This is a genomic window from Enteractinococcus coprophilus, from assembly GCF_006716305.1.
Lineage (GTDB): Bacteria > Actinomycetota > Actinomycetes > Actinomycetales > Micrococcaceae > Yaniella > Yaniella coprophila.
In genome coordinates this window covers 954,932-971,881 of record NZ_VFOU01000001.1, presented here as the reverse complement: position 1 = coordinate 971,881, position 16,950 = coordinate 954,932, and the positions used below count along the sequence as shown (strand labels likewise).

At 58.4% G+C, this 16,950-nt stretch carries 15 protein-coding genes; 6 read left to right on the top strand and 9 right to left on the bottom strand.

The genetic code is table 11. The annotated features are described in order from the left end of the window. Positions 1-47: 47 nt before the first annotated feature. Positions 48-728, top strand: coding sequence for a metal-dependent transcriptional regulator (locus FB556_RS04495; RefSeq protein WP_141865093.1), 681 nt, complete (start codon positions 48-50; stop codon positions 726-728). 20 nt (positions 729-748) lie between these two features. On the opposite strand, the gene FB556_RS04490 is transcribed toward FB556_RS04495, so the two are convergent. Then, positions 749-1,519 carry a lytic transglycosylase domain-containing protein gene (locus tag FB556_RS04490; RefSeq protein WP_246057193.1) on the bottom strand — a complete coding sequence of 257 codons (771 nt, stop codon included), beginning with the start codon at positions 1,517-1,519 and terminating at the stop codon, positions 749-751. Next, positions 1,512-3,848 (bottom strand): VanW family protein, encoded by a 2,337-nt coding sequence (locus FB556_RS04485; RefSeq protein ID WP_141865091.1) that lies wholly within the window; start codon positions 3,846-3,848, stop codon positions 1,512-1,514. The genes FB556_RS04490 and FB556_RS04485 overlap by 8 nt, the downstream gene beginning before the upstream one ends. 256 nt (positions 3,849-4,104) lie before the next feature. Here FB556_RS04485 and FB556_RS13400 point away from each other — a divergent pair, with 256 nt between their 5' ends. After that, positions 4,105-5,415, top strand: coding sequence for a variant leucine-rich repeat-containing protein (locus FB556_RS13400; RefSeq protein ID WP_170200300.1), 1,311 nt, complete (start codon positions 4,105-4,107; stop codon positions 5,413-5,415). 77 nt (positions 5,416-5,492) lie between these two features. Here the strand turns inward: FB556_RS13400 and FB556_RS04475 are convergent, their stop codons facing one another. Both FB556_RS04475 and chrA read right to left on the bottom strand, forming a co-directional pair. After that, positions 5,493-6,923: a DEAD/DEAH box helicase gene (locus FB556_RS04475; protein WP_141865364.1), complete on the bottom strand. Its 1,431-nt coding sequence runs from the start codon at positions 6,921-6,923 to the stop codon at positions 5,493-5,495. A gap of 231 nt (positions 6,924-7,154) precedes the next feature. Then, on the bottom strand, positions 7,155-8,363 hold the full coding sequence (gene chrA / locus FB556_RS04470; RefSeq protein ID WP_246057192.1) for a chromate efflux transporter: 1,209 nt from the start codon (positions 8,361-8,363) through the stop codon (positions 7,155-7,157). A 166-nt stretch (positions 8,364-8,529) separates the two neighbouring features. Here chrA and FB556_RS04465 point away from each other — a divergent pair, with 166 nt between their 5' ends. Further along, positions 8,530-9,099: an NADPH-dependent FMN reductase gene (locus FB556_RS04465; protein WP_141865087.1), complete on the top strand. Its 570-nt coding sequence runs from the start codon at positions 8,530-8,532 to the stop codon at positions 9,097-9,099. Between the two features lie 103 nt (positions 9,100-9,202). Here the strand turns inward: FB556_RS04465 and FB556_RS04460 are convergent, their stop codons facing one another. The 3 genes from FB556_RS04460 to FB556_RS04450 all read right to left on the bottom strand — a co-directional run bounded on the left by FB556_RS04460 (position 9,203) and on the right by FB556_RS04450 (position 12,123). Then, entirely contained in the window at positions 9,203-10,030 is an 828-nt protein-coding gene (locus FB556_RS04460) for an ABC transporter permease subunit (protein ID WP_141865085.1), read from the bottom strand. 5 nt (positions 10,031-10,035) lie between these two features. Next, entirely contained in the window at positions 10,036-10,953 is a 918-nt protein-coding gene (locus FB556_RS04455) for an ABC transporter ATP-binding protein (protein ID WP_141865083.1), read from the bottom strand. Positions 10,954-11,037: 84 nt separating this feature from the next. Beyond that, positions 11,038-12,123, bottom strand: a complete 1,086-nt coding sequence (locus FB556_RS04450) for a YkvI family membrane protein (protein ID WP_141865081.1) — start codon at positions 12,121-12,123, stop codon at positions 11,038-11,040. A gap of 434 nt (positions 12,124-12,557) precedes the next feature. On the opposite strand from FB556_RS04450, the gene FB556_RS04445 reads away from it, so the two are divergent. Continuing rightward, entirely contained in the window at positions 12,558-13,670 is a 1,113-nt protein-coding gene (locus FB556_RS04445) for a type I restriction endonuclease (protein ID WP_141865079.1), read from the top strand. Positions 13,671-13,918: 248 nt separating this feature from the next. Continuing rightward, positions 13,919-14,263, top strand: coding sequence for a GerW family sporulation protein (locus FB556_RS04440; RefSeq protein ID WP_141865077.1), 345 nt, complete (start codon positions 13,919-13,921; stop codon positions 14,261-14,263). 4 nt (positions 14,264-14,267) lie between these two features. On the opposite strand, the gene FB556_RS04435 is transcribed toward FB556_RS04440, so the two are convergent. Next, positions 14,268-14,828: a pyridoxamine 5'-phosphate oxidase family protein gene (locus FB556_RS04435; RefSeq protein WP_141865075.1), complete on the bottom strand. Its 561-nt coding sequence runs from the start codon at positions 14,826-14,828 to the stop codon at positions 14,268-14,270. A 46-nt stretch (positions 14,829-14,874) separates the two neighbouring features. Beyond that, positions 14,875-15,864 (bottom strand): LLM class flavin-dependent oxidoreductase, encoded by a 990-nt coding sequence (locus FB556_RS04430; RefSeq protein WP_141865073.1) that lies wholly within the window; start codon positions 15,862-15,864, stop codon positions 14,875-14,877. A 404-nt stretch (positions 15,865-16,268) separates the two neighbouring features. On the opposite strand from FB556_RS04430, the gene FB556_RS04425 reads away from it, so the two are divergent. Beyond that, positions 16,269-16,907 carry a cyclase family protein gene (locus FB556_RS04425; protein ID WP_246057191.1) on the top strand — a complete coding sequence of 213 codons (639 nt, stop codon included), beginning with the start codon at positions 16,269-16,271 and terminating at the stop codon, positions 16,905-16,907. Positions 16,908-16,950: the final 43 nt, after the last annotated feature.

Here is a 16,950-nt window from a genome sequence, read left to right as displayed (position 1 = left end):
GCCTCAAGTTTCCGCAGAAACTCAAGGGTCTTGGTACGTTAACATTTATGACGATCAACCAACTCTCGGATTCCACACAGGACTACTTGAAGGCCATCTGGCTGGCTGGTGAGTGGTCCGATGAACCGATCACGGCCACCAGTATTGCCCAACGGGTTGGCGTCACTTTATCGACAACCTCGGATGCGTTGCGGCGACTGCGCGAGGCCGGATTGATCGACCATGCACCCTATAGCGCGATCACGCTGACCGACATCGGTCGAGCTCACGCGCTGGATATGGTCCGCCGTCACCGGTTGATCGAAACGTTTTTAGTCCAAGCACTTGGCTATACCTGGGATCAGGTGCACGACGAAGCCGAGGTGTTAGAGCATGCCGTGTCGGATTTTATGATCGACAAGATTGATGAGTACTTGGGCTTTCCGCAGCGGGATCCCCACGGCGATCCAATTCCGTTAGCCGATGGCAGCATGCAGGAATTAACGGCCATCTCCCTGACCAAACTGGGCATGGGTGTGCCGGCGGTGGTCGAACGCATTGCCGATGACGATCCCGCGCTGCTGCAGTACTTTGCCTTCCACGGCGTCGCGCACGGCACCGTGGTGGAACTGACGGCGGGTGCGCCGTTTTCTGACACGGTGACCCTGGTGGCACCTGATGCTCAACTCACGCTGGGACCGGCCGCAGTCGATGCGGTGTGGGTGACCCCGGTGTCGACGTCGTCATAGGCTGATAAGTCAGCACGAGACTACTGGGCGGCACGCGCGTAGGCATTGGCTGCGTCCACAACCTGGTGGTTGTACTCAATGCTTTGGTTATAGGCGTGCACGGCGCGGATCCAATTGGTTTGCTCGGTCAGATCCCCGCCCCTGGCGCACAGTAGGGCAGCAGCACTCAGTGTGGCGTCGTCAATGTGTTGCGGGTCGGCAATCCCATCGCCGTTACCATCGCGCCCGTAGATGGCCCAGGTTTGCGGGATGAATTGCATCGGCCCGACGGCCCGATCCCAGGTGGTGTCGCCGTCGAGTTCGCCGTTGTCACTATCGGGGATGCCTTTGAACTGCTCGCCGTCCAGCGCCGGACCGGTAATGGCCGGGACGGCCACGCCGTCGTCGTTCAGGTGCGAGCCGTAGATGGTGCCGTGGCGGGTTTCGACATACCCGATCGCCGCCAGGGTGTTCCAGCCGATGTTGCAGTTGGGGTGCTCATGTTGGATCGTCAGAGCCGCGGCAGTGTACGCCGACAGGGCGCGCTCCGAGATGCCGGTGGCCGCGGCGGTGTCCTGGATCCAGACCGGGTCTAGGCGCAGGCCGGTGACAACCTCGGCGGGGAGCTGGGGTGCTTCGGCGACCGTGGCATCGCGCAGTGGGTTACCGGTCAGCACCGAGCTGCGGGGCAGCAGTTCGGTGCGCAGGATGGTGGAGGCCGCGAGCACCGGGGTGGCGGCAAGCAACCCCAGCGCGCAACACAGCACCACCGCCCAGGTCAGGGCACGACCGCGGCGCGGTGAGTTATTCACAGATCACAGTTGGCCAGCCCGAGTAGGCCCAGCGCCAGGATTCTTTGATCGGTGAACCATCCGGTGGGGTCTTGGTGCGGTGGACGTCGACGGTGAAACCTTCCCGACCGCCGCGTTCGGCAACACATTGCGAGTCGGAATTGCGGATGGTCGGAGATGCCGTGTGGTTATACGGTTCCGATGTGGTCGTGGAGACGTCGTAGTAGTCCGAGCCCCACAGCCGGGTATGGACCTGATTGTTGGCTAACCACATTTCCACAATGACGGGTGCATCGGTGTCATTTTTCCACCGGACGTTGATCTGGCCTTCCCAGTAGGTGGATTCGCGGCCCTGCGGGTAGCGGTCGAACCAGCGCGAGTGCGGTTTGTGTTCGACGATTTCCATGCCGCCCAAAAAGCCGGCGTTATAGGCCATGGTCGCAATCTGGGATAGCCCGCCGCCGATCGCGTTGGTGGTGACCCCGGATTCGACTACGCCTGAGGAGTGGTAGCCGTTGGCCGCGGTGATCGGGCCCAGGATGGCATCCAGGTTGAACTCTTCACCGGGCATCACCACGGTTCCATTGACCCGGTCAGCACCGATCCGCAGGTTCGCGGTGCGTGGCCCGTCATTGGGCGGGTAGGGGGTCGCATATTCGGCCTCGATGTGGTTGACGTCCCAGGCTTCGGCGTCTTCGGTGGTGACTTCCGGTTTGACCTCGTGTAAGTCCACGGTGATGGACCGGGTCTGCTCCCCGGCCAGGTCAGCCAGGATTTCATCCACGACTTGTTCATCGTCCACGCCGCGGCCGGTGGAACCAGGAACGACTTCCGGACGACCAGAACCCGCGCTCCCGGCCAAGCGCACGGTCGCGTCCTGGTTTGTGGATTCAAAGTCCGCATTATTTTCGGCCAGGGAGTCGGTCAGTGCTTCGCCGTCGAGTATCAACACCGGGCGCACACCTTGCGTATCCTCGGACTCGGTGGCCTCAGACGTCTCGGCCTCCTGAGATGTCTCTTGTCCGTCGGTGGCCGCGGTTTCCTCAGCGGCACCTTCCACCCGGACTTCGGCTGCTGCACCCAGTTGGGCCGGGGTCAGCTCGGTGGTGGCGTCAGCAGCGGTCACCGTGTAATTGTCCTCAACCAGCGGCTGAGCGGTGTCGGCAACGAATTGTTCCCACTGTTCGCCCGAGATCGCAGGATCTTCGACTTCACCGGGCGCGGTCAGTTCGGTTTCCTCGCCCAACCATTCGGCGGCCACCAGCTCGGCCAGCGCTTCGTCGTCCACGGTGAACCCGTCAACCGGCTCGGTATAGTCCAGTTCCGCACCCTCGTAGACCACCGATCCTTCAGTCGGGTCAAAGGTCAGCTGCTCGGCCAGCCCGGCTATCGTCTCCGAGGAGGTTTCCTCGTCCACCGATTTGCTGGCGGGCACATGAGCTTCCCCAAACAGGCGGGCCCACAGTTCCACCGGGTTGAACGTCAGAGCTGTCAGATCATCCAGAGTTGCCTCGACATCGTAGCTATATCCGGATTCGGCGGGAATCAGAGTGGCTTCGTGGTCTTGGACGACGACGGAAATCTCGCGCTGTGCGCGTTCGGCAAAGGCCTCTTCCAACCTGGGAGCAGCATCTTCGGCCGACAGCCCAGACACATCGACTCCTTCTACCGTCAGGGTGGCTGGTAGGGCATCTTGGGTCGCAAATGCGGCGGCCACGTAACCGCCACCAAGCAACACGATCAGAACCACCAGGACCCACGGCCACCGGCGTTTTTTCTTGCGGGCCGTATCTGCTGGCTCGTTGGGACCGGCGGCCGATCCGCCCGCGGCAGCCACCGCGATCGGCGGCATCGTCTCGGTCTGGTCTGGCTGCTGGGTCGCCTCGATGCTGCTTGGCGAATCATAGAACACCGTGGTGTGCGGGACCGCCTCAGCCTGTGCGTCGTCCTCGGATGCATCCGCTGACACGATGTCCGGCGAATCGGCATCTGCGGCCGAACGCTCATCTCCGGACTCTTCCGAAGCAGCGTCGTCGGCAATCTGGTCACCAGATTTCAACGCCGCGATTTGTTGCAGCATGCGGGTTTCGGGATCGACCTCTTCGGTCACAGTCTCGGCTGGCTGAGCGTCCTCGACAGGTTCATCAGCGCCCTCATCCGGTGCAGCGTCCTGGGAAGCTTGTGCATCGGACGCGACGTCGTCAAGGGGCGCGTTGGCGCTCTCGGTGCCCTCGTCGGAAATTTCCGGCAGCGCCCGAGTCTCATCGGTGGTGGTTCGATGGTGTGTGGTGGTCTCGTCACCGCTGTGGTCCGATGGGTCGAGATGCTGTGGTTTATTATCGTCAGCCATATGTTCTACTCATACAATACGGCGGCGGAGTTCACCTCGCGACGCCCCCAAATATATGCAACTGTTATCCGCACGGTTGCGACTCAAAATCTATCCTAAAGTGTGTGACTACTTACAGTATGACGCGTTATTGTGCTCGGCTAGACTTTGGATGCGGTGTCAGCGTCGAAGGTTTCCATCCCACCAGGTTCGCTGCGACACCGTAAAGAAATACAACTCAGGCACGCCTTGATGACCCTCAAAGGACCCCCGCAGCATGACGCAATCCCCTCAGGATCCGGTCGACCTGACCGATCCGGCCATTTCCCCGCACCGACTCCAAGAACTCGCCCAGACCCACCCCGAGGCCTGGGACGATATTTTGGCCCACCCAAATGTGTATCCAGGGTTGGCCGGTTGGATTCGGGATCGTCAAGCAGAACAGGCCGCTCCGGCGGGGGTCACCCAGACGGTTGAACCTGCTGCTTCCAACGATGATGCGACCAAGGTTTTTGCAGCCGTGGAAACTGACGAGGCGGATACCTCAACGCTAGACCCCACCGACGGCGAGGCTGACGGCCCGGAACCGGATCCGGTCAATGATGAGGCCGAAGCAGACCCCGGTGTGACCGAGCCGGGCCACACCGACGACGCGGCCGCTATGGAAGAACCTCGCCAAGCCGAGCACCCGTGGGCAATGCCAGAGCCCACTGGTCCAACCCATGCAGATGAAGCGGCGTCCGCCGAAACGGCGACCCCCGAGCAGTCGCAGGATGCCGCCCAGCAGAGCGCTGCCTCTGAGCAGGCCCAATACGGTGAACCGCTCTGGGGGTGGCCCGGAACCGGCTCGTCGACGGCGTCCCAATCGCAGCAGCAATCCCCGCCGCCCTCGACCGGCTACGGCCAACCACCGTACGGCTACCCACACCAGCCACAGCAACCGCCTTATGGTTACGGCCAACCGACTGGACCGCAACAGCCCTATGGGCAAGCGTTCCAACCGCGTGCACGGCAGCGCACTCCGATCGATCTGAATAGCGCGAAAACTTGGGGCCTGTTCATCACCGGTGGGGCAGCCTTTATGACGCTGTTCGGTTTCTTTTTTGGTCCCAGCGTCGGCGGCATGGCTCGGGCAATGACCTCGCACGTGGCCTCGGGCGGCTGGCTGATCCTCCTACTGTTTTTGGCTACCGTAACCCTGTCGATTCTGCAGTTACTGAAGCCCTCAGCCTGGATGCGCTATTTCTTGATTGCGGTGAGCTTCGGAGCCGCCTTCACCATGATCGGCCGCACTACGGCCGTCCTGGGATTCTTCACCCTGCAACACACCAGTTTTTCCGTGATTTGGATGTTGTTCATGTCGCTGGTGCTGCTGGCCGGGATCATGATCTACACCGCGCCGAAAACCTCCGATGCAAATGATCAGAGCCAGGGGCCGAGCACTCCCCCGGCTCAGCACGCGCCACAGCAATTCGGGTACCAGCAGCCCCCGATGCAGCAGCCACCCTACGGCCAATATCCCGGTACCCCACCCTACGGCGGCTACGGTCAGCAAACAGGCGGCTACCCGTCGGGACCGCAGCAGTAAACGTCAAAGCACAACAAAATGCGCCAGCCAGGTGGAGAATGTATCCATCCTTGGCTGGCGCATTTCGCGTTTAGTGTTTAGCGGCTCGTCGGCCCGTCGGTGCTACGACGACGGTTGCCACCACGACGTCCGGACGATGCGCGTTGACCCGAAGGCTTCTGGTCGCCATGGGAACGGCCACGACGATTCCGCGAACGCTGGCCGGCCCCGCCTCGACCGTGGTCCTCACGGTCAGCTGTACGACGCGGTCGTTGATTGCGTTGCGGCTGTGGAGCCGGGGTCACAAGATCCAACTGACGTTCGAGATCGACAGCGTCCAAGAACTGGCGTGGACCTGGCACTAATTCGTCGAGCAGTTCTCGCGTCGCCCCGTCTTCGTGCAGCGTTGGCGAAATCTTTGCTGCCCGCATCAGTTTGCGAACCTCACCGGTGAGATCCGGCAGGCTCAGCGTGATGACTGTGCCGGCTTGGCCGGCGCGGGCTGTTCGACCTGAACGGTGCAGATACGCCTTATGCTCGGCTGGCGGATCCGCATGAACAACCAGTGACACATCGTCGACGTGAATCCCGCGGGCCGCGATATCGGTGGCCACCAAGGTGCCGGCGGTGCCTTCGTGGAAGGCCTGCAGATTACGGGTGCGAGCATTCTGGGACAGGTTGCCGTGGAGTTCCAGAGCGCTCACGCCGCGTTGCCGAAGCTGCTTTGCGGTGCGTTTGGCACCGTGTTTGGTGCGGGTAAACACAATGGTTCGGCCCTCGGCGGCACACAGGTTGGCCAGGGTGCGAAGCCGGTCATCGGAATCCACGGTGATGACATGGTGATCCATTTTGGCGACCGGCGAGGCCGCCGAATCGGCCTCATGGACGACCGGATTTTTCAGGTAGCGCTTCACGAGGCCATTGACGGCCGCATCGAGGGTCGCGGAGAACAGCATCTTTTGGGCTGTGGCGGGCACCTGATCGAGGATGCGTCGCACCAGAGGTAAGAAGCCCATGTCAGCCATGTGGTCAGCCTCGTCGATGACGAGCACTTCGATCTCTGACAGGTCGGCGTGGCCTTGACCGATCAGATCGAGCAGACGCCCCGGGCAAGCAACCAGCACGTCGACGCCGCGGCGCAGGGCCCTAACCTGGGGGTTCTGTCCGACGCCGCCAAACACGGTGGCGGATTTCAGGCCGGTTGCGGCACCGAGCGGTTCAAACGTCTCGGCAAGTTGCAGCGCCAGTTCCCTGGTGGGCGCCAAGACGAGCGACCGTGGGTGGCGACTCGTTGCGGTGCGACCGTTATTCAATCGGGCCGTGGTCGGCAGCATGAAGGCAATGGATTTGCCCGATCCGGTACGACCGCGACCTAACACGTCGCGCCCGGCCAGCGAGTCTGGCAGGGTTGCGGCTTGGATCGGGGTGGGCGAGGTAATGCTTTGTGCTGCGAGTGCGTCGACCAATTTGCTCGGCACACCGAGTTCGGTGAATCCGTTGGCTGAGCTATTGGTTGCAGAAGAAGGCATGGTGGATGGACCGCCAGTTGTGGCGGCGTATTGAAGAGATGTCAAAAAATGAATCCGTCCGGGTAAATGGAAGACCCGGCCCTGGCACAGGCGGAGCGGCTATACAAAGGCCACTCAACGCGGTACTGGCCGGCACCGGAAAAGAGGTTTACTGTCCGGCTGGCTGTTGGCAGTCTACGCTATCGAACCCCAAATCAGCGATTCGAGGCCCGCACGATAAGCTTTCAGCCACTAGATCCAGCCGATGCCCAGGCCTACACCACTAGCGATGACGCCGCCGACTGCGCCGATGATCACCACCGCCCAGGCGGGGAGTTTGGCATACACAAGTAGCACAAAACAGCCAACCGCGATGATCAAAGGGGCGATCCCGGTGATGCCGGAGGTAATGACCGGATGGACCAGCGCAGCAGCCAGAATGCCGACGACGGCGGCATTTGCCCCTGTCACGCCAGCACGGGCCAGCGAGTTCTGTTGGAGTTGACCCCAAAACGGCAGGACCGCCAGCAGCAGTAACATACCGGGCAGGAAAATCGCGATCAGTGCGACCGCAGCACTGATCCAGGCAGTCGGCCCCGTGCCCATCTCGAACCCTAGGTAGGCTGCAAACGTAAAGAGTGGACCGGGCACAGCTTGAGCTGCGCCATAACCAGCCAAGAACTGGTCCTGAGTCAGTGCTTCCGCCACCGCAGGCTCCCCTTGTAACAGTGGCAGCACGACGTGTCCGCCCCCGAACACGAGGGCCCCGGCACGATAAAACGCATCGGTCAAGCTCACCCACGAGTTTTGCATCACCGCAGCGATGATGGGCAACCCGATCATGAGTGCCGCAAATAGCGCAGCACAGATGACGCCAACACGTTTGGAAACCACTACGGTCAAGGGTGTCGCGCTGGAACCGAGGATATTTCGACACCACACCACCCCGGCCGCGAGACCGAATATGATGGCTGCGATTTGCCCCAAGTTTCCCGGCAAGAACAGGGCGAGCCCTACGGCAACCAGCCCGATGAGCACCCTTCGGACATCCGGGGTGAGAGCTTTGGCCATACCCCATACGGCATGCGCGACGACAGCAACCGCGACGGCCTTCAAGCCGATCATCAGGCCCTGACCAACCACGCCGTGTAAATTTACCGCACCGATGGCAAAAAAGACCAGCAACAGTGCAGATGGCAAGGTGAATGCCATCCAGGCGGCCAGGCCACCCCAATATCCGCCGCGCAGCAGTCCCAGGGCGAAACCGACCTGACTCGATGCGGGACCAGGCAGAAACTGACACAAGGCGACCAGCTGGCCGTAGTGCTGTTCAGTAAGCCATTTGCGACGCCTGACGAGTTCATCGCGAAAATACCCGAGATGCGCTACCGGCCCACCAAAAGAGGTGACGCCAAGTTTGAGGAATGTGCGAAAAACTTCTACCGGGCGTGAACTGGCCAACGGGGTCCTTAGAACAAGTGCGGAATCGGAACTTTCAGACACCACCACCGTAGCAATTTCACCCAGAGAACAATGAAATTTGCCGCGAGCCACTCGTAATGTCATACTCAACTGAACGCTTTGTTCAAATTTGAACTACATGAGTTTTTGATCCTAGGAGATATCCGTGCTGAAAATCGCGATCGTTACCGGTTCCACCCGTCCAGGCCGCATCAACCGTGGCGTCGCTGACTGGCTGCTTGACTACGCTCAGCAGCGCGGCGACGCGGCATACGAAGTAGTCGATATTGCCGAGTACAACCTGCCCGTCCTCGACGAAGTCGCGCCAGGCCAGAACACCAAGGCACACTCTCAAGCGTGGTCTGCCAAGATGGCTGAGTTCGATGGCTACGTGTTTGTCACCGGTGAATATAACCACTCCGTTACCCCGGCTTTGGCTAACGCTTTGACCTACCTGAACACCGAAGTAAATAACAAAGCCGCCGGGATCGTCGGTTACGGCTCGGCCTTCGGCGTCCGCGCCGTTGAACACCTGCGCGGCATCCTGTCGGAATTGCAGATCGCCCACGTACAGAAACAGGGCATGTTCTCCTTATTCACCGACTTCGAAAACTTCTCGGCCTTCAAACCAACCGAACTGCAGGCAGCCTCGGTTGAACCAATGTTTGACCAACTCATCAGCTGGGCTGGGGCAATGCAGTCCGTTCGCGCCGACAGCGTAGCTGTCAACGCATAGCCTTCCAGCGGGTCAGTGACGCCACGTCATGCACAACTGCACCGCTTGATCCACGCATATTGTCAGGTGGGCTCGCTCAGCATTGGGCGGGCCCACCGACGTTTTACCCGAGAATGTCCCTGCGTGCCAGACCGTAGATCGTCAGCGCAATGAACACAGCACACAGGCCCCACAACAACGCCAGGCCTGCCCAGTCAAAACCTTGAGCTAACGGGCTATTACCGTAGGCCCAGTGGTAGGGCGAGAGGTCGTAGAGCCATTGCAAGTCATCGTTTGTGCTGCCGACGGCGTCGAAAAGATAACCAAGCACGGCAACACCGGCACCGGCTGCAATAGCCCACAGCCTGCGCCCACTGAGAGCGCCCACGGCTAACGCTGCAGTACCGGAGAGTAATCCCAAACTCGCCCACGCGATCGTCACCGCCAGCAGATTGGCCGCAGACAGGTCGAGTTCGGATGGGTCATTCAATGCCCAAATCATTAAGTAGACCACCAGTGCCAGCATCAGGAGCTTTGCCAGCAGCGCCGCCAGGCTTTCGGTAGCGTATTGCACACGCCCCACCGCGTGCGCCAGGGTGAGCTCCAACCGACCCGTTTCTTCGGTCCCAGCGATGAAGGCTGCACCCCAGGCGGTGGCAGCAATCGCGATGAGCACATAGCCCAGGAGCCCAAAGAAGGTGGCCTGGGTATAGCCTGCGCCGGTGACAACATCCTCATAACCAAGCACCTCAACCAGTTCGGTTGGTAGGTTATTGATCAATTCGGTCATCTGATCGGAGGCTATTGATGGGTAGAGCGGTAGATATAGTCCCAGGACCGCCGCAATGCCGATGATCCAGCCGAACATGCCGCGCCAGCCATCAAACACGAGTCGAAGAAAAACCCGACCAACAGTAGTTGGTCCGGCTGTCTGGGGGTTTGCGTGCGTCATCGGTCCTACTTCGTTCGGGCGTACAGATCGATGATGGACTCTTCTAGGTCCGGCTCTTCCACGGTCAGATCACGAATTTGGAAGGTTGCCAGCGCTTTGACTACCGGATCCATATCGCCGCGGATTGTTGCGGTCAGTCGGTGGATGCGGTCGTCTGGCGTGGGGTGGATATGCACATCTTCCAGTTGCTCCAAGGCTTGCATGCGTGTGTGCAGAGTGAGCGCATCGGTGTCGGCTATGACCGCGCCGAGTCGGGCCACGCTGGTGAGGCGCAGTGAGGCGACATCGCCGTGTGCGACCAGTCGCCCCTGGGCCAGCACTGCGACGTCGTCGGCGGCATGTTGAATCTCGCTCAAAATATGTGAACTGAGCACGATGGTTTGGCCCACGCTGGAAGCTTCGCGCACCATGGCCAAGAATTCGCGTTGCATCAACGGATCCAGACCACTCGTCGGCTCGTCTAAGATCAACAGCTCGGGTTCATGCATGAAAGCCTGGATGAGCCCAAGTTTTTGTCTATTACCCTTGGATAGATCGCGCACCGGACGCGTCATATCGAGCTCTAACCGCTCGGCGAGCTGGTCGATTTTGTGTTCGGCCACGACTCCGCTCAGCTGGGCTATGTGCTGCAAAAACATTCGCCCAGAAACCCGATCGGTCAGGTTCACATCGCCGGGCAGATAGCCGATGCGTCGGCGCATCGCCGCTCCCGCTCGGCGTGGGGTCTCCCCCAGCACGGATAATTCGCCTGCGGTGGGCCGGATGATGTCGACGAGCATGCGCAAGACAGTGGTTTTACCAGCCCCGTTGGGTCCAATGAGACCAAATACCGACCCGCGTTGCACCTGCAAGCCAATATTTTGGACCGCTACGTGTCGGCCGTAGCGTTTCGTAAGGGCGCGGGTTTCAACAACTGTGACCATCGGAATTCCCTTTCAGTCACCTCAGTGTTGTATCACTGAGATTACCGCAGACGTCTTGTTAACGGCAGGGAGTTCGATGAGAAATCATGAGTCCGTGAAAGCGTACTGTTCGGTGGCAACCGGCTGGCGTCTGGTTCGAATCAGATTGACTGCCATCGAGATAAAGATGACAAAGCCCACGTAGCCCAACAGTGGGTACACGGTGCCGACTAGCTTGGTGAACCCGATGAAACCAAAACCAAAGGCGGCAATACCAATGATGATAGCGGCAATTCGGAAGCTGCGGGTTTCAACGGTGAAAAAGCGTGCAGTGAATGTGTAGAGCGTGGGCACTGCGGTATTGAAGATCATGGCTAACAGCACCACTGCCATGGCCGCCCCGATCCACGGGTGGAGCTCCGTGGCGATGACCAGCATCGGCATATCGGTGCCCACCAGGTCATCAACATTCAAATACAACGCCAGGTTGATCAACAGCGCAATGAAGCCCAGCAGAATCCCGCCGAGGACAACGCCGCGTTTAGCAGCCTGATAATTGCGCTCGGTGGCCCCAATAATCGCCAGGATACTTACCGTGATGGCGACGTTAAAGGACACATGCAAAAAGGCCGACAGCAGCCAGTGTGGCGAGGCAAGCTCCTCTTGCGTTGCAGCTACCGCTTCCAAATCAACTCCGCTGGTGTCCGCTGTGAGGGCTGCATACACCGCAAGGACGATGATCAACCCGAACGCCAGCGGCGTGAGGATGCTGATAACGTTCAGCACGCGGCGCAAGCTGAGCAACAACGCCAGAATCACCAGCAGCGTCATGAGGGCATACCCGGCAACCGGTGGAATCCCGAATTGCTGCTGGAACAGCGAACCGGAGCCGGCGATCATGATGACGCCAACGCCGAAGAGAAAAAACGCCAGCAGAATGTCGACGACGACGCCCAGATATTTGCCGCAAATATGGTAAATGACGCTCTTATGCGACCAGGCTTTGACCCGTTTACCCAGCACGACTAAGTAGTAGCCAAGCACCGGATAGAGAATCATCGTCACCAGGGTGCCGATGATGCCCCACCAGCCGTAGCCGGTGAAAAACTGCAGGATCTCCTGGCCGGATGCATACCCGGCCCCAGTAATGGTGCCGACGTACACTCCGGCAATGCGTAGCGTATCTTTCATATGACGCCCTTGTCACAGATTTGTGGTGGTAGTTACAAGATTCCAACCCTAGCGTCTAATCGCCACCGGGATCCGTACATTATGCAGGACATGTATGCATCATGGCGATCGCGGGTTGTGCACAAAGCTTTTCGTGCCCGCCACTGACTTGGCCATTTCTCCCCTCACTCAGACTTCTTCCCCGAAGGCTCACGCTCACCCCGTGCCGAGACCATTAAGCTTTGAGTGGTTTCGGATGAAGAAATTAGGGCAAGCTGATCATCTTTTCCGAGCACGGATTGACCTAATAGACCACTGTTGAACCTTTGTTAGTCGCATACGCCCTAGTGTTCGGTTCTTAATAAATGTTCTCTCAAGCGAAGTGCACTTATCAACAAATACGACAGAAGTAGCTAAGATCGCAGGCATATGTGAGCTATAACACAGGAGTGCATATGTCTACCGATATATCCGAACGGCTGTCCAGCCTCGCGACCAAGATTATCCAGCAACGGGATTCAATCGAAACTGAAGAAGCCACGAAAAACGCCTTCGTTATGCCGTTCATTTCACTGGTTCTAGGCTATGACGTTTTCAATCCCAACGAAGTGGTCCCAGAATTCACCGCAGATGTGGGGATTAAGAAAGGCGAAAAAATTGACTACGCCATCGTAAAAGACGGTGACGTACAAATTTTGATCGAGTGCAAACATATTGGGGCGCCCCTTGACATCAAGCATGCGTCGCAGCTGTTCCGCTATTTCGCCGTGGCGCACGCTCGTATTGCTGTACTAACAAATGGTGATGAATACCAGTTCTTCACCGACCTAGAAGCACCCAACAAGATGGATGAAAAACCGTTCTTAGAAATTAAGATTTCTGATCTCGACACGGTTCTCATCCCGGAGCTTCGCAAGCTGACAAAAGATGCTTTCGACTTGGACTCCATTATCAGCGCCGCCGAAGAATTAAAGTATGTAGGCCAATTAAAACGAGTTCTAGCCGCACAGTTCGCAACTCCCGACGCCGAGTGGATCCGATTCCTCACCGGACGCGTTTATGAGGGCCCCATAACCCAACGAGTACGCGAACAATTCTCCGTTTTAGTAGAAAAAGCGGGGAAACAATTCCTGAACGACCGCGTCAACGACCGGCTGAAAGCTGCGCTGGGCGGGCAAGCCCCTCAGAGCGACGATCAGTCAGTCTCCTCGCCAGAAGCTAGCGAACATGCTGCCGAGGCAGCAGTTGAAAATATGGATGACGCAGCGGAGGACAACGGTATCGTCACTACGTTAGAAGAAGTCGAAGGATTTCAGATTGTGCGCGCTATTACATGCAGCGAGGTAGCCCCTCAGCGGATCGTTCAACGCGATACTAAAAGCTATTTTGGTGTCTTACTTGACGATAACAATCGTCGCCCCATTGCTAGACTGCGCTTTAATACGTCTCAGAAATACATCGGTTTATTCGACGAAGATAAAAACGAGACACGGTATCCCATCGACACGCTCGATGAGATCTATAACTACGCAGACCAGTTACGAGCCACAGTGCACTACTACGATTAGCACTCAAGAAAGTGTGGGCAGCCGTTAAGGTTTCGTTGATCTGGGATTTAAGCCTGCATTTGCTCCGATGAAAATCCGGCGTCCGACCTCTGGTTTGGCGCGCTAATTGGAGACTTGCGGACAACTCAAACTGGAGCCTTTTATAGTGAAAGAACATTCGGGCCTGGCCCCGTTGTAGCTGTCAAACTTTCGTCATCAGAATCTTCTGCCCCCTGCATTTTCTGTCACCCAGCAATTAAGCTGAATTCATGGAATCACTTACTGTCCAATTGGCTGAAAAAATCACGAACATCGGTGTCAGAAATTCCTACGGAACGCCTATTGAGGTGGACGGTGCCACGATCATTCCGGTCGCGCTCGTCAGCTTCGGTTTCGGTGGCGGAGAAGGAGACACTACCAATGCTGAAAATGCTGGCGATAGCGGAAGCGGCGGCGGGGGTGGCGGAATGTCCGTACCCGTTGGCGCCTATGTCACTCGCAACGGCGCCACTCGATTTGAACCCAACCCAATCGCTCTACTGGCCGTCTGTGTTCCGTTGGTTACTGCCACCGGTTTGGTTGCGGCACGCATGGTGAAGGCACTCAAAAGATAAGCAACTATGGGACGATGCGGTGACCAATCCAGCCATTGTCCTTCCGGGCAAATTGCCAGCGTTGGTGTGGGTCGGCACTGAGGTCTAACCGCTCCAGGTGCCGCAGTTCAAGCCTGATCCAGGCGAACCGTTGATACGCAGTCGACGGGTCGGCCGGAAGATTCTTTGGGTCTTCAAGCGGTTCGCCCGGCACTACCTGTGAAACGTATTGTTGCCGACTATGCGGCGCCAGCCGCTGCCAGGCGTGCCATCGCTCCGCGTCATCCTCGATGACAGTCGCGACTCCTTCAAGGCGCAATTGCACGGAACTTTCCCGGTCATAACACGTTGCTGCGATTCTTGGATTCGCGCGAATTTCAACGACTTTCTCGGACTGGGCATGCGTGGCAAAACCTATGCAGTCCGGCGAGCGCGAAAAGTCACGCAGGATCACAAACCGAGCTCTCGGACCACCATCCCGACCGATAGTCGCGACATTCATGAGCGTGAAACCATTGCCCGGTGAGGTTGCCGCATCGCTCAGGGCGTGCCGGATGGTTTCAAGGAGATCTGCTGCATCCGCCATCGTGTTCACCTAGAATTTCGAACGCGCTGAGTTCATCAGTCTGCCATTAGAACCAGGCTTCTGCCAGCAGCTCGTATGAGCGGTCACGAACAGCTGGGTCATAAGCGTAAGTCACCGTGATGAGCTCATCAGCACCAGTCCGTTCAACGAAGTCGTCCAATTGTGTCTTCACTGTCTGCGGTGAACCCACAGCTTTGATGCGCAGCATCGAATGCTCTGGTGCACCCAGGCCGGTGATCTGGTGTGGCTCCACGGGCGGTTGCAGCAATCGGCGCTGCCCGGTCTGAATATCCTGGAACATTTGCTGGACCACAGTAAACTCGCGTTCAGCTTCAGCATCGGTTTCAGCGACCATCACATTGATGCCTGCCATAACATATGGTTGCTCAATCTGGGCGGTTGGTGCTTCAGTGGTGAACGCTTCCCGGTACACCTGGATGGCTTGTTCCACCTGATCAGGCGCAAAATGCGATGCCACGGAAAAGGGTAGCCCAAGCTGTCCGGCGATCGACGCACCGTTTACGGTCGAGCCCAACACCCAGATGGGAACATTCATGTCGGCAGAAACCGCCGATACGATCGGCACGCTATGCGCGGTGCCAGTCTCGCTAAACCAACCCTGCAGGTCATAAATATGTTGGGCAAATGCTTGAGGTTCGGCAGATGATCTACTTAGGGCCTGTGCGGTCATCATATCGGTGCCAGGCGCTCTCCCTAGCCCAAGATCTATACGCTCGCCGTGCATATTGGCTAACGTGCCGTATTGTTCTGCGACCATCAGAGGTGCATGGTTTGGCAGCATGACACCACCGGAACCGACCCGAATAGTTTCTGTGACGTTTGCAGCCTGGGAAATCAATAGTGCAGTGGAACTCGCGGCGAGATTTGGCGTGTTGTGGTGTTCGGCAAACCACAGGCGCCGATAGCCAAGGTCGTCTGCGAGTGTAGCCGAAGCCATCGAAGCAGCAATCGCATCGCGTGCAGTGGAGCCTTCGGAAATAGAGACAAGATCGAGAATGCTCAGCGGTACAGACAACGTCGATGGTGTCCTTTCGATAGTCTTTGGTGGCCTTACGGCGGCAGAATTGTTGTCTGCAGCCTAGCTGGCGAGTTAGTCCTCCCCAAAGCACCTGGGACTTATCCTGTCATCTCCTGGATCTTGGAACCTAGCTCAGCAGTAACCCGACCGCACAGGCTGCAAGCCCTGCGACGAGAAATACCGCCCGAGCCACAGCAGTACAATCGACTTCTTTGGTTCGGTTCGCCCTCCCTATCGCTGAGAAGAAGAATCCTGCTGGCATCACAATGGCGGAGATCAACACACCGGTCTGGCTGAGCCATCACCAACCGCCAACCAACGATGACGCTTCGGTCAGCATGAGAGGCAGCATTTGTCACAGCGTTGCGCTGAGCATCCTCGCTCATTTAGGATGCTTCACGATGAAGCTGTTTGACCTCAGTCACCCCATTCGGTCTGGCATGCCGGTCTATCCGGGCGACCCTCAGGTGCGGTTCGAATCGGCGCTAACCACCGCTGATAACGGTGTAGAAGTCACCGAGCTTCATCTGGGCACGCACACCGGCACACACTTGGACGCCCCGTCACACGCTGCGCCCGGAGGTCAGACCGTTGATCAATTAGATTTCACGCTCCTCCAAGGGCCCGCAGTAATCCTGCAACTTGCCACCGCAGCAACAGCCGAGCAACTCGTCAGGCTCGAAGATCTCGCGCATATTCCGGATCAGCTGCCGAGCATCGTATGCCTTGCGACCGGTTGGGATCAGCACTTTCATTCCCCGTTGCGCGAGCGTCACCCATATATAGAGGTAGACCTTGCCGAACTCTTCTGGCAGCGTGGCGCCCGCACCTTGGGTGTCGATACGTTGAGTCCCGATCCAACCGTTCACCATGACAGCACCTTCGAAGTGCACCAGTTCTGGCTGAGTCGCGGTGGCATCATCGTCGAGAACCTCCGGAACCTTACCGCCCTTCCCGATCGGGTGCAGATGAGTATGCTGCCACTGCCCTTGGAAGGCCTTGATGGGTCTCCAGTCCGCGCAGTCGCCTGGACACCCTGACCGCAGTGCCTTAACCTCAGGGCGCGAGAGTGCCTTTCACCCC